This window comes from Acidaminobacterium chupaoyuni (assembly GCF_047936785.1).
Taxonomy (GTDB): Bacteria; Bacillota; Clostridia; order Oscillospirales; family Butyricicoccaceae; genus Acidaminobacterium; species Acidaminobacterium chupaoyuni.
This window is the reverse complement of sequence record NZ_CP176394.1, coordinates 1,945,253-1,962,946: the sequence shown is the minus strand read 5'-3', so window position 1 is coordinate 1,962,946 and position 17,694 is coordinate 1,945,253. Positions and strand designations below refer to the sequence as shown.

Below are 17,694 nucleotides of genomic sequence, written 5' to 3'. Positions count from 1 at the left end.
TAAGCTGCCTGAGGGCTTTTTCGATTCTTGAGGGCTAAGCGGCGGGAATCACTTCGAATTCCTGAATGCCCATATAACCGGGGGCGATGGAATATTTTTCGAAGACCAAAACAACATGGCCTTTTTCATTGATATAGAATTTCTGGTCATCTGTGATGCCGCTGAAAGCGAAATCATCATCCAAGGTATCTTCATCTTCGTTGGTGAAGAAGAATGCACCCGGCACATTTGCAACACGGTCTTTAATGCCTTGATAAACGGTCTGGTTGCAGATATCGCGGTAGTTTTCGCCCAGAAGGTCGTGCAGCGTCAGATCTTTGCCGGTTTTCAGATCGATATTATAGAAATATTGCTGCATGAAGAAAGACGCGGCGGCACTGCCGGAATTGAGAACAAAGGAAAGGGTGTTTTCGGTGGAATATTTCATTTCATAATCGATATTGATATCCACTTTCCAGAAAGGCGGGTCGTTTTTGCTTTTTGTGGCGTTATAAGCTTCTAAATAATCTTCGGCGTCTTTTTCCGCCTGCGCCTGCAAGATCTGCATTTTTTCGAAGATGCGGTTATTGATCTGCTTTTCCAAAGCGCTGTCGCCCACATTGCGGATGGCGGGGATTTTCACGGTGATATTTTTCGCATCATCGGTTTTATGATATTCACGGAAGGTGAACATCATGGCCATATTGCCCACCACAGGCAGTTCATAAAGGCTTGCGGCAAAGGTGGGGCTGACATTCACAAATAGGACAAAGGCGCACAGGCACGCCGCAAACGAGAACAGAACCTTCTTCCACGGGCGCATACGCCGGCGGGGGATATTTTCGGAAAGAACACGCTCGACCCGTTCCCCCAATTCATCGGGGATGGGGATGCTTTGATAAATCTTTTTTAATTGATCCTTCATATTGAATTCTCCTCTATTGAAGCCCGAAGCTTTTTTAAAGCCGCTGCCAGCTGAGATTTCACGGTGTTGATATTGGTTCCCGTAACTTCGGAAATCTCAGAAAACTTCATATCCTGAAAGAAACGAAGCATCACAATGGTTTTGAGTTTGGGCTCTAATAAATCAAGGGCGGCATATAGATCTAAAGACTGTGCAATATCGCGATCTATGGCAGGAAGATTTTCAAGAAAGCTGAGATCAGACAGGGTTTCACGCTTATGCTTGCGCAGATAAGTGAGACTTTCATTGACAAGAATGCGGTAAAACCAGGTCTTCATAAATTCAGGGCTGCGCAAAAAATCAAGAGAACGCAAGGCTTTCACCAGCGCTTCCTGCACAACATCCAAAGCGGCTTCTTGATTTTTGACATAGCTAAAGGATAAACGGTAAAAATCCTGCTGGTGTTCGCGGACATATTCCGTAAATTCCTGATAGACCTGTTGATTGGCACGGTTCAAAGGTATCAATACTCCTACATCACAACATTTATGATCTTTTTAAATAAAGGCGAAAAGTCAAACGATCAGTTTTTCGCGCCCACCGCGCTGACCGCTTTTTCGATATTGCCGTTGTTTTTATAAACGGCATCCAGCAGTTTCTGCGCCTGCTGAGAATCTTTGCTGACGCAAAGCACCACGGTGTTGCCCGAAATGGAAACGATGGCGTCTTTCAGCTTGGGAAGTTCGGTGGGAACATAATTTTGAAAGGCTTCTGTTTGATCTTTGATGCGGGTTTGGAATTGCCCCGCGATGCGGCCTGCCGCTTTTTCATCGGATGCATCAAACACGGCGATCTCTTCGGCCGTGGCGCCTGTGCCCATATAAACAGAGCAGGCGGTGAAATCTTTTTTGTCGATGGTATAAAGCGACAACGCAGTGTCTTCATCAATGGATTCCAACTGGTCGTCGAAGGATAAATTCTGCGCCATGGCATCGGCCAGTTTGGCGGAATCAATCTCGGCGGGGGAATCCTTTTTTTGGCATCCTGCAAAAATAAGGGTGGGAATCAAAAGAACAAAACAGAAAAGGGAAAGTTTTTTCATGGGTCATTAATCTCCTGTTGTGATAGTGTGAGTTTTGAGGTAATCATACCATTTGAAATAGGTGGCTTTGTTCATATGGATCCCGTCGGGGGTGGCATCCGCGGGCATACAGCCGGTTTGATCGGCCACGCCTTTGCCGGCATCCACATAATAGACCTGTTTTTCGGCGCAGACCGAAGCGATAAGCTGGTTAAAAAGCGCCACGCGGTCATTGGTGAAAACCGCATCGTTCGCTGAACGCTCGGCGCTGACGGGCAGGATGCCCTGGGCATAGATCACGGCGTTGGGCTGCGTTTTGCGCAGCAGGTTGATGAGGCGGCCGTAATGTTCGGTGAAGCTTTTCGTGCTGTTCCAGCCCAATTCATTCAGGCCCAGCATGATATAGATTTTGCCGAATTGCCGGGTTTCCAGCGCCTGGGGAATGGTGATCTTTCTGCCGTTTGAGGTTTTGACCACCGGCTTGACCAGCGCTTCATCCACCATCAGGCCATTGGAAGCCCAAACAGCGGCGTTTTTGATGATGCCGTAATGCGCGATGCCATCGGTGATGGAATTGCCGATAAAAAGGGAATCATCGAAATAGGCGTCTTCACAGGCGGCGCTTTCGGGCACAGGCTTTGTGTAATCATAGGAAGCGGGGGGCGTTTCGGGCTGTGAAGGCTCGGGCGGCTCGGGCTTCGGTTCCGGTTCGGAGGCTTTTTCCTGCGGGCTGTCGATGACAGAAGCCGTTTCGGAAGTGGGTTTTTTGGCGGGGGAAGGCGGCGGAGAAGAAACCGCTTTCAGAGGAAAACGAGAAAGTGCCGCGGCGATCGTTGCGAGGAACGCCAGAAGAAAGAAGCAGACAAAGAAGATTTTCGGGCGTTTTTTGCGATGGCGCCGCGAAGGCATCGAAGTGTTGTTCATAAGATTTCCCCTAAATGTAAAATATCTTTCTATAGGTTATACGGGCGCGCCGCGCGCAATATGCCAAAAAGGCATGAAGTCGGCGGCAGGAAGCAAGAAACGCTGCAGCATCATTTGCATTCGAAATATAGACGCCGCAGGGTTGAAAAAAGTTGAGCTCGACGGAACATAAAAAAATCCGCCCTTCTCCAATCCCTGTGTTTTTTCGCAGAGGGCCTTTGATATACTGAAAGAAGAGAGAAATTTATAAAATATTCATGTTTTGGCCCTTGTACCCTTCATGGATTTCCAGTATCATGAAGACAAGGAAAAAACAGAGGATTCCGAAAAATTTTTGATAGGACAGGCGAAATCCTTCATAAAAGGCGAAAATAAGAGCAGAACACCATCAAAAGGAAGAATCTTTTCAATTCCGATCAGCGTGATCCGCAGAAAACAAAATAAAAAACAAAACATTCGCGGTTTTTCGCAAAGCTACCTTTATTATACAGGGCGGCCCATGAAAAAGGAAGAGATTCCGGCGGGAAACCTCACTAAAATATAAGGGAAATACAGGTGAAAAAATGGATATGATGATTCGTGAACATTATTTTCCTTCTTCCAATGGAAAAGATACGGTCTACAGTAAAATTTATGAACCGGCAACCACAAAGCCTTTGGGCATCGTTCAAATTTCCCACGGGATGGCGGAGCATATCGGCAGATACGATGATTTTATGCGCTATCTTTGCGGCAGGGGGTTCGTGGTATGCGGAAACGACCACATCGGCCACGGCAATACGGCGGAAAAGAAAGAGGATCTGGGATATCTGGCGGCCAAGAACGGCTTTGATGCGCTGGTGACCGATCTGCATCTTTTTACGATCTATATGCGCGGCAGATATGGCGATATTCCCTATATCCTTTTGGGCCACAGCATGGGTTCTTTCGCGGCAAGGCTATATGCCGCAAAATATGGGAATGAATTATCCGCTTTGATTTTAAGCGGCACCGGCGCGGGAAAAAGCATCCTGCCGTTGGCCGCGGCCATCAAAAAGCTTTTGCCTGCGGGCGGGCACAAACCCGCGCCTTTGCTGGATAAACTGGCCTTCGGAAACTTCAACCATGGGGTGATGAACCCCAAGACGCCCTTTGATTGGCTCAGCCGCGATCAGGAAAGAGTGGCCGATTATATCACAGACCCGCTTTGCGGCTTTTTATTTACGGCCAGCGGATTTGGAGACCTTTTTTCGGGCATCTATCGGGCCAACAAACAGGAATGGATCGACCGCATCCCCAAAGAGCTGCCGGTGTTTTTGATCAGCGGCGATATGGACCCGGTGGGCGATTATGGGAAAGGCGTTGCTCAGGTTTGCAGAACCATGCAGCAAAGCGGCATGCGCCATGTGACGATGCGCCTTTATGCGGGCGCACGGCATGAATTATTAAACGAGATCAACCGGCAGGAAGTTTATGACGATGTTCTGAATTTTTGCTGTGGTATTGCGGCGAGAGAATAAACCGGAGAGCGGAAAATAATAAAACAAAAAGCTGCCCTGTGTTAACACAGGGCAGCTTTTTTACCATTTTAGCAGCATGGCAGAAAATCAGCGCCAGATCCATTCACCCAGAGAGATGCAGAGCGGCAGGGTGATGGCCGAAAGCAGGGTCGTAACGGCGACGATGCGTGTGCTGAACAGATGATCGGTTTGATGAGTCTGGGCAAACATGGTGGTGACCACCCCCGTGGGGGCGGCGGTGGCGATCAAAAGCGCCATGGCCACATCGCGGCGAACGCCGAACACTGTGAACAGAAGAAGCATGCAGAGCGGAACGGCGATCAGCTTTAAGAAAGAGATCCAATAAATGGTTTTTTCTTTCAAACAGGCAAAAACATGGGATTGAGCAAGAAAGATACCCAAAACGATCATGGCCAACGGGGTATTCAAGCCGCCCAAATAGCTCACGGCCTGAAAAATGGGCTGGGGCAGCTTCACGGGGGAAACAAAAAGCAGCAGGCCGCCCGCCAAAGCCAGTGTGCCGGGGTTCAGAAAGATTTTTCTGACATTGACCTTGGCCTCGCCGGATAGCAGGCGAACGCCGTAAGTCCACACGATGACCGTGCCCACCACAATGCTTGCCGAGCCCAGAAAAACGCCTTTGGCGCCCAGCAGCGCCTGAAGAAGCGGAATAGCCATGAACCCGTTGTTTGAAAAGATCACGCACATCTGCGCGTCGCGGGCATAGGAAAGCTTGCTTTTGCCATAAAGCAGGCGCATCAGCACAATGGGGAAAAGATAGGTGAGAACGGCAAAGAAAAAAGCCAGCCCCAGATCTTTGAAATCGGAAAGGTTGAATTCCCGCTGAAAAGAAGAGATGAGCACCGCCGGGGTGACCACATTCAACAGCAGAGAAGAAATCTGACGGGAGCCCTCGTTATCGATGATTTTTTTATGATAGAGCATGCTGCCCACAAACATCAGCAAAAACATGATGAAGATCTGCGTGGCGACCGTTTGAACAGATTGAAGCATGGAACAGGTTCCTTTCATAGCAGCAGATACCGCGAATTCGCAGGGAATGCCCCAAAGAAAGGGCTGCTTGAGAAGAAAAGCCAAAAAAAGGAAAACACCGGAAACCTGAAAGGTTCCCGGTGATAGCGGCGTTATTAGTCTGCTGTATAGGGCAGCAGAGCAATGTGACGGGCGCGCTTGATAGCTTCTGTCAGCTGACGCTGATGCATCGCGCAGGTGCCTGTCATTCTGCGGGGCAGAATTTTCGCACGATCGGAAATATATTTGCGCAGTTTCGCTGTATCTTTGTAATCGATTGTTTCGACTTTATCAACACAGAACTGGCAAACCTTGCGGCGACGGCGATCTCTGCCGGGACGATCGGATTTATTTTCGTATGCCATTGTAATATCCTCCTTTTAGAATGTTAAAAGGGAAGCTCAGAATCATCGGGGCCAAGCTCCGAAAAATCATTCCCGCCGGGCGCCATATCGAAAGGTACGGCGTTATCGTTGCGGGGCTGAGAATCTCTTTTGGGTTCTGCGAAGTGAACTTCGTCTGCGACGACCTCCACCGATTTTCTCTTTGCGCCCTGTTTATCTTCCCAGGTTCTGGTTTGAATGCGGCCGGAAACAGCCACAAGCATCCCTTTCTTGAACCACTTGCTGACAAATTCGGCCGTGCTGCTCCAGGCGACGATATCGATAAAATCGGTTTGTTCGCCTGCTTTGGCAAAGCTGCGGTTGACAGCCAGTGTGAAAGATGTGACGGGCGTATTGTTCTGCGTATGACGCAGCTCAGGGTCGGCCGTGAGGCGGCCCATGAGAATTGCTTTGTTCAGCATAGTTATATAACCTCCGCCGAATTATTGAGCAACAATCAGAGAACGCATGATGCCATCGGTGATGTTGTAGATACGGTCGAGCTCTGCGGGGAATTCAGGCTTGCTTTCGAATTCGACCAGCACATAATAACCTTCGTTCATGTCGTTGATAGGATAGGCCAGACGGCGTTTACCCCATTCGTTAACATTGGTCAATGTGCCGTTTTCTTCGATCAGCTTCTTGAATTTTTCCACCAGCTCAGCGATTTTCTCTTCGCCAAGAGTGACATCGACGATGAATACGGTTTCGTACTTACCTGTGATTTTGGGCATGATTGCACCTCCTTTTGGACTTGTGGCCCACACCCCCATGGCGTGGACAAGGATAACATAAAAATAATACAGGTGCGGCAGGGAAAAGTCAAGGCTGAATTTGAGAAAAGGCGATATCACAACAAAATGACGAAAAATAAACGAGAAATATGTGCAAATAAACCACTTTACAAACGGAAAGAAACCGTGTAGACTGTGAAGCAAGCTGAATAGCGCCAAAGACAACGAAGAGAAGAGTAGCCGCAGAAGCCTTTCACAGAGAGCCCGAGTCGCTGAAAACGGGCAAAGCGCAATGGTGGTGAACATGGTCTTGGAGTCGCACCCCGAGAGGATTTTCCTTTAGGCGGTGACGGGTTTGCCCGTTATAGCAATAGAGTATTTTGCAGCCGGCATGAAAAACGCGGCTGTCCGTACTTGAAGAGGCGTTTGCCGCGAGGCAGGCGCGAAATAAGGTGGTAACGCGAAGCGTAGAAATTATGCTCTCGCCCTTAGAGAAGAGAAATCTATCTGAGGGCGGGGGCTTTTTTATTTGCCCGAAAGGAGAAAGCGGCATGATCGAAATAGAAAATCTGACAAAAACATTCCAGACAAAAAACGGCACGGTGGAAGCGCTGAAGAACGGCTGGCTGAAGGTGGAAAACGGCAGCATCTGCGGCATCATCGGCATGAGCGGCGCGGGGAAAAGCACTTTGCTGCGTTGCATGGCGCTGCTGGAGCGCCCCACGGAAGGCAGAATTCTGCTGGATGGCATCGACCCTTCTGTTTTATCGCCGGCGCAGCTGCTGGAGACCAGAAGGCGGATCGGCATTGTTTTTCAGGGATATCACCTGCTGGCACAGCGCACCGTGGAAAAGAACATCGCTTTTCCGCTGGAGATCATCGGCACGCCGAAACAGGAAATTCGGCGCCGCACGGAAGAACTTTTGAAAATGGTGGGGCTTGAAGAGAAAGCAAAGGCTTATCCTTCACAGCTTTCGGGCGGGCAGCGTCAGCGCATCGCCATTGCCCGCGCCCTGGCGGCCAGCCCGGATGTTTTGCTTTGCGATGAACCCACCAGCGCGCTGGATAGCCTGACAACGCAATCGATTTTGGAACTGCTGGAGCAGATCAATCGGGAATGCGGCGTGACCATTGTGATCATCACCCATGAGATCGGCGTTGTGCGGGCCATCTGCGACCAGGTGGCTGTGATCGACGAAGGCGTTTTTGCCGAACAGGGGAGCACGCAAAAAGTGTTTTCTGCGCCGCAAAAGCGCATTACACGGCAGCTTTTGGGAGAAGGAGGCATCGCATGATGGAAGCATTGATCGCTTTTGGAAAAGAATATGGGCAAATGCTGCTGATGGGCACGGCGGAAACGCTGTATATGTCGCTGACGGCCGTGATCTTGGCCTATGCGCTTGGCCTGCCGCTTGGCATTTGTGTTTTTATGACGGGGAAGAACGGCATTCGTCCCAACCGGTGGATCGGGTGGGCAGCCGAATGGATCGTCGGGTTGGGCAGATCGATCCCGTTTTTGATTTTGATGGTGGCCCTCATCCCGCTTACACGGCTGGTGATGGGTTCGGCCATCGGCCCCACCGCCGCTATTTTTCCGCTGATGATCGGGGCCGCGCCTTTTGTGGCGCGCATTGCGGAAACCGCCTTTCAGGAAGTTGACGGCGGGCTGATCGAAACAGCAAAGGCCATGGGCGCCACAGACTTGCAGATCATTTTCAAAGTGCTGCTGCCTGAAGCTTTGCCCGCGCTGGTTCGCGGGGCGGCGGTGGCGGCCATCACCATGGTGGGATATTCCGCGCTGTCGGGCACCGTTGGCGGCGGCGGGCTTGGAGATATCGCGATTCGATATGGTTATCACCGTTATGAAAACAGCGTGATGCTGGCGACCATCGTTTTGCTGGTGGGGATCGTGCAGCTTTTGCAGGGGGTCTGTAATTTTGCGGCCCTGAAATTGGATAAGAGAACCAGGTAACTTCGGAAATTTATTTTGCTGAAACAGAGATTCGCTCCCGGGAAGCGAGGCAGAGGCATCTGCCCGGATGGAAGCAAAAGATTCCGTGATACAAATAGAATCATTATTTTGCTAATAAAGAGAGGACGAATCTGATGAATTTCAAATCAAAAAACAAAAAGGCGGCTGTGGCCGCCATTGCGGCGGCGCTGCTGCTTTTTGCCGGCTGCGCCAAAGAAAACAAAAGCGAGGATGGGGTTTTGAAAGTGGGCGCAAGCCCATCCCCCCATGCGGAATTGCTGGAAGTTGTGAAACCGATTTTGGAAAAACAGGGCATCAAACTGGAAATTCAGGAATTTTCGGATTATATTCTGCCCAATGAAGCACTGGAAAACAAAGAGCTGGACGCAAACTTTTTTCAGCATGAACCTTATCTGAAAGACTTCAACGAAAAAAACGGCACCCATTTGGAAAGTCTGGGCAAGATCCACTTTGAAGCCATGGGCATCTATTCCCAAAGCATCACGGCGCTTGACCAGCTGAAAAAGGGCGCGAAGATCGGCGTGCCTTCCGATACGACCAACGAAGCAAGAGCGCTGCAGCTGCTGGCGGCCCAGGGCCTGATCGAACTGAAAAAAGGCGTGGGGCTGGAAGCCACCATCAAAGATATCGATAAAAACCCGCTGGAACTGGAGTTTGTGGAGATGGAAGCCGCGGCGCTGCCCCGAAGCCTGGCGGATGTGGATGCGGCGGTGATCAACGGCAACTATGCGCTGAAGGGCGATGTGATCGATTCGCTGATCCTCAGCGAAGATGCAGACAGCGAAGCGGCAGAAACCTTTGCCAATGTTGTGGCGGTTCGAAAGGGCGACGACAGAAAAGAACTCAAAGCGCTGGTGAAAGCGCTGCAGGGCGAAGAAGTGCGCCAATATATCGAAGAAAACTATAAAACGGTGTTCCACGCTTCTGACAGCGCCGCAAAATAAAAGCTATTATATAATAAGGAGAAAAGAGGGGAAAAAAGCCCCTCTTTCTTCTTTTATGGATTGACGGGCGGCGGCGCACATGATACACTCTAAATATTAAGCGACTTAACAAAAAGAAATGGGGTTCTTCTATGCCGCAAACCGCAAGCTATGGCAAACGCTTTCTGCTGTTATTCGGGGGCTTTGCTTTGATCGCATTATCCAGCTGTTTTTATTATCAGGCCAATATCGGCCTTGGGCCATGGGATGCCTTTCATCACGGCATTTCTCTTCATACGCCGCTGAGCTATGGGCAGGCATCCATTGCCGTGGGGCTGGTCATTATCCTTTATGATTATTTTGCCAAAGAGCGGCTGGGCATCGGTTCGGTTTTAAACATTGTGGTCATCGGCTGGATGATCGATGTGATTCTGGCTTTGAAGATCATCCCGCGGCTGAGCGGCAAAATTTTACCCGGCATGGCATATGGCATCGCTGCATCGATCATTTTGGCCATCGGCATCTGGATGTATGTGAGCGCCGGTTTGGGCGCGGGGCCCAGAGACAGCCTGATGGTGCATTTCACGAGAAAAAGCGGATGGCCCGTGGGCGTTTGCCGCGCCATCACAGAAGGAGTGGCCCTGCTTTTGGGCATTCTTCTGGGCGGTCAAGTGGGCGTCGGCACGGTTTTTATCACTTTGCTGGGCGGGCCGATGATGCAGTTGGTGTTTAAACTGATGCACTTCGAAATCAAAGAAGTGAAACACGAAACTTTCGCGGAAAGCGCCGCAAAAATGCTGCCGCGGAAAAAAGTTTGAGAAAAGACTGGACAATAAAGGGAATATCGGCTATAATGATTTAGCAACATCGAAAGTGCTAGTATAGCTCAGTCGGTAGAGCGACGCATTCGTAATGCGTAGGTCGTCGGTTCGATTCCGACTTCTAGCTCCAGTGGGTGTAGACTAACTTTTAAGTCGTTTGTCTTCCTGATAAAAGATAGTGGTGTAAATCCGCTCACCCGCTCCAAAAGCCTGTGAAATCATTGATTTCACAGGCTTTTTTCTTGCCTTCAAAAAGAAAAAGGACACCCCCAAAGCACAGGGCAGCATCAAATGCCGCGTGGCTTTGGGGGTGTTATGGGAAGAAAGGGGGAGCAGATTTAAGGGGCGATGCGCTCGCAGCCGGCGCTGAAATGCTCGCCGCCATGGCGGTCGTAGGAGAGAATCTCAAGCTTTTCAAGCCAGTTTTGCGTGGCGGAAGAAGAGATGGGAACAGGAATCCGCGCGGTGTGAAGCGGCAGCTGGGCAAGACCCGCATCCAGAAAAGAAAGGTAAGAGGATTTGGGCATTCCCAGCGCGGTAAGAAAAACATCCATTAAATAATAGGCTGAGAAACAATGATTTTCCGGCATTCCCGCAACTTCGGTTTTGGGGATGGAATAATTCGTATAGAACGCGTAATCGGTGGTCAGGGTATCCACCGAGCGATAGATGGATTCATTGCCGATATGATTAAGCTTTTTATAGCCTTCCAGCAGGGGATGATGGTCACCAAAAAACAGAAGCGCGGTGGGACGGTCACGCTGATCGATGGCATCGAGCAAACGCTCTAACGCCCGGTTGGTATCGCGCAGACCCACAGCATAGGCGTTGATCCCATCCAGCTCAGCGGGGGTGACAGAGCCTTCGGGGGCAGAAACCAAACGCGGATCGGATTCTGATAAAGTGACATAAGGGGTGTGGTTCTGCATGGAGGTGGCCCAAATGAACTGGGGGGCGCCGGTGTTGGCTTTGAGCTGCGCAAGGATCTGATCGGTGAGCGTTTCATCGCTGATGTGCATATCGCGGGGATAATCGCGCAGAGGAACCGTTAGGGTATCTTGAAACAAAAGATGATCGAACCCCATGGCGGTGAACGCATTGAAACGGTTATAAAAGCTGCTTTTGAACGGGTGAACATAGGAACTTTCATAGCCGAGGCTTTTGAAATAATCACAGAAAGTGGGCAGATGGTCGGAATCGGAAATGCCGCTGTAGGGGGAACGGGTATCTTGCAGCGCGGCGTTTGAAGTTCCGCTGAGCACTTCATATTCGGTGGAAGCTGTGCCCCCGCCGAAAGCGGGAACCGCGATGCGGCCGCAGCCGCCCTGATTCTGCATCCGGCGCAGACCCGTATAAAGATCTTCGGAAATTTTCAGATCTTTGACACGGTTAAGATCAAAATAGCTTTCGCTCATGATCACGATGATATCGGGCCGCACGGAATGACCTTTTTGCGGTGCATATTCATCAATGATGGAGGCGACGGTTTCTTTGGTGGCGCGAGGGTCTTCGTAATCATCATAATAGAGAGAACCGATGAGGCAATCTACCGAAGTGAGCTGAGGTTTCACATGGGAATCGGAGGGGACGGCTTCATAGGCCTGCATTTGCGGATCGAAGATCTGATAGGCCAGATTGCCCTGCGTTACCGAACCGAGCATCCACAGGGAAAGAATGAGACAGACCACGCGTTTGTTGCGAAGATGAAAAGAATTTTCCACCCGCAGCGCACGCATCATATAAAGAAGCAACAGAAGAAACGGCAGTGTGAACAGAAGCATCGGCGAAAAGAACAACCCGCCGCTTTGGGCGCCTTTTGGGTTCCACAGGTCGGCAAGGCTGAAAACCATGACGATATCATCGGCGGCGATGCGTGTGCCCAAGGAATAAAATTTATAAAAATCAACAAGGCTGATGACATAAAGCGGCGCCGAAAGCACAAGCCCCGCAAGCCAGGCACGATGGAGCAGCGCATTTAAAATGAAGAACAGCAGCGCCAGCAGCAGGGTGGAAAGCAGGAAACGACCCACCGCGCTGCGATCAAACACATAAAGCGGCGTGGCCGGGGCCAAAGAGCGCGGCGGCAGCATATTCAGATATAGAATCAAATTGAGAAAAAGCGGAAAACAAAAGAAGAGCATTTGACGAAAATGCCGCATTTTTAAAAGGGAGACTTTCGAAAGCCATTTCATGGAAGCCCTCCTAACATAAAAAACTTCTGTACTACTTGTAATAATACTGCAATACAAGATAAAAGACAAGAGCGAAAGCTTTGCGTAATTCTTAAGATTTCTTTAAATGGAGCGCGGCGTAACGCTTGACAAAGAAACCGCAAAACCTCAAAATAGAAAAAGAAGAGCAGAAAGAAGGTGTTCGCTGAATGGCGTTTTCCCAAAAGGCACTGGCGTTTTTAGCAGAAAACAAAATGCGCGACAGCAAAGAATGGTTTTTGGCGCATAAATCCGAATATGAAGAAAGCGTATTGAAGCCCATGAGAGCTTTGGTGACCGATTTGCAGAGGCCGCTTTGGGAGATCGACGACCAGCTGATCGCGGAACCGAAAATCGGGCGTTCCATTTCTCGAATTTATCGTGATACGCGGTTCACAAAGGATAAATCGACTTTTCGTGATGTGATCTGGTGTGTTTTTCTTCGGGAAAAAAGCGAAGAAAACGGGCCGCCCGCTTTCTTTTTTGAATTTTCACCCGATAAGGTGCGCTGGGGATGCGGGTTTTACCGCGCGGGCACCGACGCAATGGCGAACATCCGCAAAATGGTTTTGCAGGGTGACGAAGCGTTTGAAGAAGCGGAAAAGGCCATCGACCGATATGGTTTTTTGCGGGAAGGCGAAAGCTATAAGCGCAGCAAATATCCGGGCGCATCGGCGAAAGAACGGTTGTGGCTGGATCGAAAAAGCATCTCTGTTATCAAAAACGGAACCTATGATCTGTTGGAAAACCCGGAACTGGCGGCTTTTTTAGGGCGGGAATTCTTATATTTGAAGCCCGTTTATGATTTCTTTATGAAAGCGAGAACCCTTTCTGCGGAGCAGGGGGCTGCGCCGCAAACGAAGGAAGAGACCACCGCGGTCAGGGCGAAAAGGCAGAAATTTGATTGGTAAGACAACATAAAATAGAATGGAGCGAGAAAGAAAATGATTCGATTCAATTGCGATTACAGTGAAGGCGCGCATCCGGCTATTTTGAAAAAACTGGTGGAAACCAACATGGAACAGACCCCCGGATATGGGGAAGACCATTATTGCGCCCATGCGGCGGAGCTGATCTTGAAAGAATGCGGCAACCCGAAAAACGCGCTGGTGAGATTCATCCCCGGCGGAACACAGACCAACCTGATCGTGATTTCTGCGGCGCTGCGGCCCCACCAGGGGGTCATTGCGGCTGAAACCGGCCATGTAAACATCCATGAAAGCGGCGCTATTGAGGCCACCGGCCACAAGGTTTTGGCGCAGCGCGACTGTGTGGATGGAAAATTGACGGCGCAGCAGGTGCAAAAAGTGATCGATGCCCATTACGGCGATGAAACACAGGTGCACATGGTGCAGCCGAAAATGGTTTATATTTCTCATCCCACCGAAATGGGAACGCTTTATACCAAAAAGGAACTGGAAGCGCTTTATGCCACTTGCCAAAAGAATGATCTTTATTTATTTATCGACGGGGCGAGAATGGGATATGGCCTGACAGCGCCGGGAACCGACCTTGATCTGAAAGATATCGCCGCAAACTGCGATGTGTTTTATATCGGCGGCACAAAAGTGGGCGCGCTGTTCGGCGAAGCGCTGGTGGTGCTCAACCCCACTTTGCAGCAGGATCTGTTATATATTATCAAGCAGAAGGGCGCGATGTTTGCCAAAGGCCGCCTGATGGGGCTGCAATTTGAAACTTTATTCGAAAACGGGCTTTATTATGAAATGGGCAGGCACGCCAACGAAGCGGCGACTCTTATTCGGGAAGCCTGCATCAAAAAAGGATTATCGTTCCTTTGCCCTTCCCCCACCAATCAGCAGTTCCCCATTTTGCCCAACGGCATGATGAAAGAATTCGCGGAAAAATATGCTTACGCCACCATGGACCGCATGGATGAGAACCATACAGCTGTGCGTTTTTGCACCAGCTGGGCAACCAGCATGGAAGACGCCAGAACTTTGGCGGAAGATATTTTGAACTGGCAGGAAAAATAAGAAGAACACCATCTTTTTCAAAAAGAAAGTTTAAGGGCGTCGCCGTTTTTAAAACGGCGACGCCCTTTTGCTATGTGAAAGGATATTGGATTTTTTAATGCTGCGGCGCGGAAAGCCATTTTCTGCTGCGATAGCGGCCCACAAAAAGAAGCATGCCGAAAAGCCACGAGACCGATTCGCTGACGGCAATGATATCACGGCCGATAACACCCGCCAGCAGGTAGGAAAGCGCCACGCGCAAAACAAGAGCGCTGACATTGGCGATGGCAACAAAGCGCACATCTTTTGCCCCCTGAAGAAAACCGGAAAAACTTTCAGAGACACCCAAAATGGGATAAAACGCCGCGGCAAACCAGAAAAAGCGCTGGCCCTGCGACGCCACGGCATCGGAAACGCCGAAGAGCTTGAGCACCCAAAAACCGCAGGTGACGAACAAAAGAGTCAGCAGGCAGGTGACATAGGTGGTGAGGCGGGTGCCTTTTTTCAGGCATTCTTCCGCACGCCGGCAGTCGCCGCCGCCAAGATTTTGGCCGGTGAACACAGAGATGGCGACAGAGAGATTCAGCACCGGCAGAATGGCCAGAGAATCCACACGATAGGCGGTGGTAATGGCGGCCACGGTGGCAACACCGAAAGAATTCATGATGTTTTGCAGCAGAAGGGAACCCACAGAAGAAACGGCGGATTGGATGACACGGGGCAGGCCCAGCGTCAGGCCTTCATGAAGCACACTGCGGCTGCAATCGGCTTTGGAAAAAGAGAAGAACAGATCGCTGCCGCGGCGGAGATAGAAATAGAGATAAAAAGCGGAAAGCGCCTGAGCAATGACGGTGGCCGCCGCCGCCCCCGCCAGCCCATAATGAAACACGCCCACAAACAGCAGGTCGAGCCCCACATTGACAATGGAAGCGATGAGAATGGCCACAAGCGGGGTGCGGCTGTTGCCGACGCCGCGCAAAAGAGCGCCCGCTAAATTATAATAGGCCAGAAACGGCACGCCCAGAAAGATGATGGAAAGATAGGCGCCCGCATCGGCAAGCAGAGAGGCGGGTGTATGGAGCAGACGCAGCAGAGGCTGATGCAGCGCAAACCCCGTCAGCGCGGTGACAACAGAGACCGCCAGCAGAAAATAAGTAAAAGTCGCGCATGTGCGGCCGACCTTTGCATGATCGCCGGCGCCATAGGCATGCGAAACGAGAATGGTGCAGCCGGAGACCAGACCGGAAAGCAGGAAAATAAAAATATTTGAAATGGGTGAAGAAGCGCCGGCCGCAGCCAAGGCGTTTTCACCCACCAGATTGCCAACGATCAAAGAATCGATGATTTGATAAAGCTGCTGCAAGAGGCCGGAAAGCACCAGCGGAACGGAAAAACGCAGCAAAGCCTTGGTGAGATTTCCCTGTGTGAAGTTTTGGTTGGGCATAACAGATCCTTTCAAAAAAATCAGTGAGCCAAAAGCTCGTTGATGATGACCGGTTCGTGATCGTAAAAATGCTGCAGGCGGATATGGCGAAGCTCATGCACACAGGCATCTTCTTGAAGGGCGGAACAGATCTGCGTGTTGACATAAACATTAAAATCGCCGTTTTCATCTGTTACAGTTACGGCGTGAACGCGGGCCGGCAGGGCCAAAGGGCGGATGAAAATTCGATCCAAGATGAAGAACCCCCGTAAAGGCTATTTTTTTAACGCTTCAATGATTTTGACCGCCCGCTCCACATCTTCTTTGGTTGCGTCTTTCGCCAATTTGAAGAGCATCCGCATTTCGCTGCGATTTTTCAGTTCTTCCAAGTAATCCATGAGCTCGGGATCTTGCCCCAGCGGTTGGGGAAGCCCCATGATCCACTCGGGAGTGGTTTGCAGCGCATCGGCCAGCACTTTGAGCCGGTCTACCGGAAGATTGCGGATTCCCCCGGTTTCATAACGCTGCAAGGTGGAACGGCTCATACCTGTGCGCTCGGCCACCTGCTGCAGGCTGAGATTAAGCTCTGTGCGGCGTTGACGAAGGCGAAGCGCAGTGGCGTTGAGATCTTGTGGGCGATTCATAGCATACCCTCCCGGCCATATGATTGGTTGATTGATGAAAACAGTATATCATGTGAAAACTATATATGCAACAACAAAAGAAAATAAGTTGCAAATATGGGTTGACAAAAGAACAAATGTTCTGCTATGATCGAGATATCCCAAAAATGCAACAGAAAAACGAAACAAATTTTTTTGAAAATAATATCCCAAAAATGCAACAAGGAGAGAAAAATGCAGTGTAAAGAATGCGGAAAAGAAGTGACGGCACCACGAAGAATGACGGAAACGGTGGAATATTTCGGCACACGATGCCGAATGACCACATTTGAATGCCCTTTTTGCGGGGGATTTTTGACGGAAGAAGAGGAACCCGGGCGAAAAAGCCAAAAACAGCCCGATGACGGGAAATGAGGAACTTTTGCCCCGCGGGATGTCGGGAAATAAAAAACAGGAGCCGAGACGGCTCCTGAAGAGAAGAATGGAGAGGGGTTAACCCGGGGGAAGATCGTTGATGCTTTCGATGACAGTGTCACGCAAAGAGGGAGAATATACATTGAGGATATCAAGCATGCCATTGAGGGAACGCAGTTTGCGCCAGGCATCCGGAAAATCGCGTTTAAATGCGCTGTTCAATTTGATCACCTCATGGATAGTTTGGCCCGAACAGAGAAAGCTATCACCGGAAAAACGGGGAAACAGAGGGAAAATATGACACAAAAGGAATTGGAACAGTTAAAGCCGCTGAACCAGGAGATTTTATATCAGCAAAAAAGGCTGAAGGAATGGGAAGCGCTGGCCAGCGGAAAAGTGAGAACGATCGAAGGGATTCCGACGATATCACCACAACAGAAGACCGCGGAAATCGAGCGGGAGATCGAACTACTGAAAGAACAGATCGCACAGAATTTAAAAAAATGTTTTCGGATGGTCAGAGAGATGCAGGAGTTTATCGATGGGGTGGGTGACAGCGAAATGCGGATGATCCTATCACTGAGATATTTAAATGGATTGACCTGGAGCCAGGTCGCTTTCAGTATCGGCGAATATGATGAACAATATCCGCGAAGAAGAAATAATCGGTTTTTTAAAGAGCAGCGGGATGAAAAGAATACATAAGAGTGGAAACGGAATAGTTCAGGTTATAAATAATATGGACAGTGAAACAGATTCAATATAAACTAATGATGAA

21 protein-coding genes and 1 tRNA gene are annotated in these 17,694 nt (G+C 50.0%); 10 read left to right on the top strand and 12 right to left on the bottom strand.

Annotated elements, in window-relative coordinates; genetic code table 11:
• Positions 1–34 precede the first annotated feature (34 nt).
• From ACJA3I_RS09440 to ACJA3I_RS09425, 4 genes are all read right to left on the bottom strand, one after another.
• Positions 35–904, bottom strand: coding sequence for a DUF3298 and DUF4163 domain-containing protein (locus tag ACJA3I_RS09440; protein ID WP_458862349.1), 870 nt, complete (start codon positions 902–904; stop codon positions 35–37).
• On the bottom strand, positions 901–1,401 hold the full coding sequence (locus tag ACJA3I_RS09435) for an RNA polymerase sigma factor (protein WP_458862348.1): 501 nt from the start codon (positions 1,399–1,401) through the stop codon (positions 901–903). The genes ACJA3I_RS09440 and ACJA3I_RS09435 overlap by 4 nt, the downstream gene beginning before the upstream one ends.
• 65 nt (positions 1,402–1,466) lie before the next feature.
• The gene (locus tag ACJA3I_RS09430) at positions 1,467–1,985 is read right to left on the bottom strand and encodes a DUF4358 domain-containing protein (protein ID WP_458862347.1); all 519 of its coding nucleotides are present in this window, start codon (positions 1,983–1,985) and stop codon (positions 1,467–1,469) included.
• Between the two features lie 6 nt (positions 1,986–1,991).
• Positions 1,992–2,888, bottom strand: a complete 897-nt coding sequence (locus tag ACJA3I_RS09425) for a GDSL-type esterase/lipase family protein (protein ID WP_458862346.1) — start codon at positions 2,886–2,888, stop codon at positions 1,992–1,994.
• A gap of 563 nt (positions 2,889–3,451) precedes the next feature.
• On the opposite strand from ACJA3I_RS09425, the gene ACJA3I_RS09420 reads away from it, so the two are divergent.
• Positions 3,452–4,387, top strand: a complete 936-nt coding sequence (locus ACJA3I_RS09420; protein WP_458862345.1) for an alpha/beta hydrolase — start codon at positions 3,452–3,454, stop codon at positions 4,385–4,387.
• A gap of 87 nt (positions 4,388–4,474) precedes the next feature.
• On the opposite strand, the gene ACJA3I_RS09415 is transcribed toward ACJA3I_RS09420, so the two are convergent.
• The 4 genes from ACJA3I_RS09415 to rpsF all read right to left on the bottom strand — a co-directional run bounded on the left by ACJA3I_RS09415 (position 4,475) and on the right by rpsF (position 6,536).
• Entirely contained in the window at positions 4,475–5,401 is a 927-nt protein-coding gene (locus tag ACJA3I_RS09415; RefSeq protein WP_458862344.1) for an AEC family transporter, read from the bottom strand.
• Positions 5,402–5,535: 134 nt separating this feature from the next.
• The gene (rpsR, locus tag ACJA3I_RS09410; protein ID WP_458862343.1) at positions 5,536–5,784 is read right to left on the bottom strand and encodes a 30S ribosomal protein S18; all 249 of its coding nucleotides are present in this window, start codon (positions 5,782–5,784) and stop codon (positions 5,536–5,538) included.
• A gap of 23 nt (positions 5,785–5,807) precedes the next feature.
• Positions 5,808–6,224, bottom strand: a complete 417-nt coding sequence (locus tag ACJA3I_RS09405) for a single-stranded DNA-binding protein (RefSeq protein ID WP_458862342.1) — start codon at positions 6,222–6,224, stop codon at positions 5,808–5,810.
• 21 nt (positions 6,225–6,245) lie between these two features.
• A complete protein-coding gene (rpsF, locus tag ACJA3I_RS09400) occupies positions 6,246–6,536 on the bottom strand; it encodes a 30S ribosomal protein S6 (RefSeq protein ID WP_458862341.1) in 291 nt (96 codons plus the stop codon).
• A gap of 551 nt (positions 6,537–7,087) precedes the next feature.
• On the opposite strand from rpsF, the gene ACJA3I_RS09395 reads away from it, so the two are divergent.
• The 5 genes from ACJA3I_RS09395 (at position 7,088) to ACJA3I_RS09375 (ending at position 10,403) form a co-directional block, all read left to right on the top strand.
• Complete coding sequence (locus ACJA3I_RS09395; protein ID WP_458862340.1) at positions 7,088–7,831, top strand: methionine ABC transporter ATP-binding protein; 744 nt, start codon at positions 7,088–7,090, stop codon at positions 7,829–7,831.
• A complete protein-coding gene (locus ACJA3I_RS09390; RefSeq protein WP_458862339.1) occupies positions 7,828–8,508 on the top strand; it encodes a methionine ABC transporter permease in 681 nt (226 codons plus the stop codon). Before ACJA3I_RS09395 ends, ACJA3I_RS09390 begins: the two co-directional genes overlap by 4 nt.
• A 134-nt stretch (positions 8,509–8,642) precedes the next feature.
• Entirely contained in the window at positions 8,643–9,473 is an 831-nt protein-coding gene (locus ACJA3I_RS09385) for a MetQ/NlpA family ABC transporter substrate-binding protein (RefSeq protein WP_458862338.1), read from the top strand.
• A gap of 131 nt (positions 9,474–9,604) precedes the next feature.
• Positions 9,605–10,270, top strand: coding sequence for a YczE/YyaS/YitT family protein (locus ACJA3I_RS09380; RefSeq protein ID WP_458862337.1), 666 nt, complete (start codon positions 9,605–9,607; stop codon positions 10,268–10,270).
• Positions 10,271–10,327: 57 nt separating this feature from the next.
• A tRNA-Thr gene (locus tag ACJA3I_RS09375) sits at positions 10,328–10,403 on the top strand.
• A gap of 208 nt (positions 10,404–10,611) precedes the next feature.
• Here the strand turns inward: ACJA3I_RS09375 and ACJA3I_RS09370 are convergent.
• A complete protein-coding gene (locus ACJA3I_RS09370; RefSeq protein WP_458862336.1) occupies positions 10,612–12,465 on the bottom strand; it encodes an LTA synthase family protein in 1,854 nt (617 codons plus the stop codon).
• Between the two features lie 188 nt (positions 12,466–12,653).
• Here ACJA3I_RS09370 and ACJA3I_RS09365 point away from each other — a divergent pair, with 188 nt between their 5' ends.
• Positions 12,654–13,394 carry a DUF2461 domain-containing protein gene (locus ACJA3I_RS09365; protein WP_458862335.1) on the top strand — a complete coding sequence of 247 codons (741 nt, stop codon included), beginning with the start codon at positions 12,654–12,656 and terminating at the stop codon, positions 13,392–13,394.
• A gap of 33 nt (positions 13,395–13,427) precedes the next feature.
• On the top strand, positions 13,428–14,477 hold the full coding sequence (locus tag ACJA3I_RS09360; protein ID WP_458862334.1) for a threonine aldolase family protein: 1,050 nt from the start codon (positions 13,428–13,430) through the stop codon (positions 14,475–14,477).
• 94 nt (positions 14,478–14,571) lie between these two features.
• Here ACJA3I_RS09360 and ACJA3I_RS09355 read toward each other — a convergent pair whose 3' ends face one another.
• The 3 genes from ACJA3I_RS09355 to ACJA3I_RS09345 are packed head-to-tail and all read right to left on the bottom strand — an operon-like array spanning position 14,572 to position 16,523.
• On the bottom strand, positions 14,572–15,900 hold the full coding sequence (locus ACJA3I_RS09355; protein ID WP_458862333.1) for an MATE family efflux transporter: 1,329 nt from the start codon (positions 15,898–15,900) through the stop codon (positions 14,572–14,574).
• A gap of 20 nt (positions 15,901–15,920) precedes the next feature.
• Positions 15,921–16,133: a hypothetical protein gene (locus ACJA3I_RS09350; RefSeq protein WP_458862332.1), complete on the bottom strand. Its 213-nt coding sequence runs from the start codon at positions 16,131–16,133 to the stop codon at positions 15,921–15,923.
• Between the two features lie 21 nt (positions 16,134–16,154).
• Positions 16,155–16,523, bottom strand: a complete 369-nt coding sequence (locus tag ACJA3I_RS09345) for a helix-turn-helix domain-containing protein (protein ID WP_458862331.1) — start codon at positions 16,521–16,523, stop codon at positions 16,155–16,157.
• Positions 16,524–16,736: 213 nt separating this feature from the next.
• Here ACJA3I_RS09345 and ACJA3I_RS09340 point away from each other — a divergent pair, with 213 nt between their 5' ends.
• A complete protein-coding gene (locus ACJA3I_RS09340) occupies positions 16,737–16,916 on the top strand; it encodes a hypothetical protein (RefSeq protein WP_458862330.1) in 180 nt (59 codons plus the stop codon).
• 297 nt (positions 16,917–17,213) lie between these two features.
• Positions 17,214–17,621 carry a DUF1492 domain-containing protein gene (locus tag ACJA3I_RS09335; RefSeq protein ID WP_458862329.1) on the top strand — a complete coding sequence of 136 codons (408 nt, stop codon included), beginning with the start codon at positions 17,214–17,216 and terminating at the stop codon, positions 17,619–17,621.
• Positions 17,622–17,694: the final 73 nt, after the last annotated feature.

What these genes read in the sequence shown, in the direction of transcription:
- ACJA3I_RS09440 (WP_458862349.1), bottom strand. Translation starts at nt 904, where the DNA reads ATGAAGGATCAATTAAAAAAGATTTATCAAAGCATCCCCATCCCCGAT.
- ACJA3I_RS09430 (WP_458862347.1), bottom strand. Translation starts at nt 1,985, where the DNA reads ATGAAAAAACTTTCCCTTTTCTGTTTTGTTCTTTTGATTCCCACCCTT.
- ACJA3I_RS09425 (WP_458862346.1), bottom strand. Translation starts at nt 2,888, where the DNA reads ATGAACAACACTTCGATGCCTTCGCGGCGCCATCGCAAAAAACGCCCG.
- ACJA3I_RS09420 (WP_458862345.1), top strand. Translation starts at nt 3,452, where the DNA reads ATGGATATGATGATTCGTGAACATTATTTTCCTTCTTCCAATGGAAAA.
- ACJA3I_RS09415 (WP_458862344.1), bottom strand. Translation starts at nt 5,401, where the DNA reads ATGCTTCAATCTGTTCAAACGGTCGCCACGCAGATCTTCATCATGTTT.
- rpsR (WP_458862343.1), bottom strand. Translation starts at nt 5,784, where the DNA reads ATGGCATACGAAAATAAATCCGATCGTCCCGGCAGAGATCGCCGTCGC.
- ACJA3I_RS09405 (WP_458862342.1), bottom strand. Translation starts at nt 6,224, where the DNA reads ATGCTGAACAAAGCAATTCTCATGGGCCGCCTCACGGCCGACCCTGAG.
- rpsF (WP_458862341.1), bottom strand. Translation starts at nt 6,536, where the DNA reads ATGCCCAAAATCACAGGTAAGTACGAAACCGTATTCATCGTCGATGTC.
- ACJA3I_RS09395 (WP_458862340.1), top strand. Translation starts at nt 7,088, where the DNA reads ATGATCGAAATAGAAAATCTGACAAAAACATTCCAGACAAAAAACGGC.
- ACJA3I_RS09390 (WP_458862339.1), top strand. Translation starts at nt 7,828, where the DNA reads ATGATGGAAGCATTGATCGCTTTTGGAAAAGAATATGGGCAAATGCTG.
- ACJA3I_RS09385 (WP_458862338.1), top strand. Translation starts at nt 8,643, where the DNA reads ATGAATTTCAAATCAAAAAACAAAAAGGCGGCTGTGGCCGCCATTGCG.
- ACJA3I_RS09380 (WP_458862337.1), top strand. Translation starts at nt 9,605, where the DNA reads ATGCCGCAAACCGCAAGCTATGGCAAACGCTTTCTGCTGTTATTCGGG.
- ACJA3I_RS09370 (WP_458862336.1), bottom strand. Translation starts at nt 12,465, where the DNA reads ATGAAATGGCTTTCGAAAGTCTCCCTTTTAAAAATGCGGCATTTTCGT.
- ACJA3I_RS09365 (WP_458862335.1), top strand. Translation starts at nt 12,654, where the DNA reads ATGGCGTTTTCCCAAAAGGCACTGGCGTTTTTAGCAGAAAACAAAATG.
- ACJA3I_RS09360 (WP_458862334.1), top strand. Translation starts at nt 13,428, where the DNA reads ATGATTCGATTCAATTGCGATTACAGTGAAGGCGCGCATCCGGCTATT.
- ACJA3I_RS09355 (WP_458862333.1), bottom strand. Translation starts at nt 15,900, where the DNA reads ATGCCCAACCAAAACTTCACACAGGGAAATCTCACCAAGGCTTTGCTG.
- ACJA3I_RS09345 (WP_458862331.1), bottom strand. Translation starts at nt 16,523, where the DNA reads ATGAATCGCCCACAAGATCTCAACGCCACTGCGCTTCGCCTTCGTCAA.
- ACJA3I_RS09340 (WP_458862330.1), top strand. Translation starts at nt 16,737, where the DNA reads ATGCAGTGTAAAGAATGCGGAAAAGAAGTGACGGCACCACGAAGAATG.
- ACJA3I_RS09335 (WP_458862329.1), top strand. Translation starts at nt 17,214, where the DNA reads ATGACACAAAAGGAATTGGAACAGTTAAAGCCGCTGAACCAGGAGATT.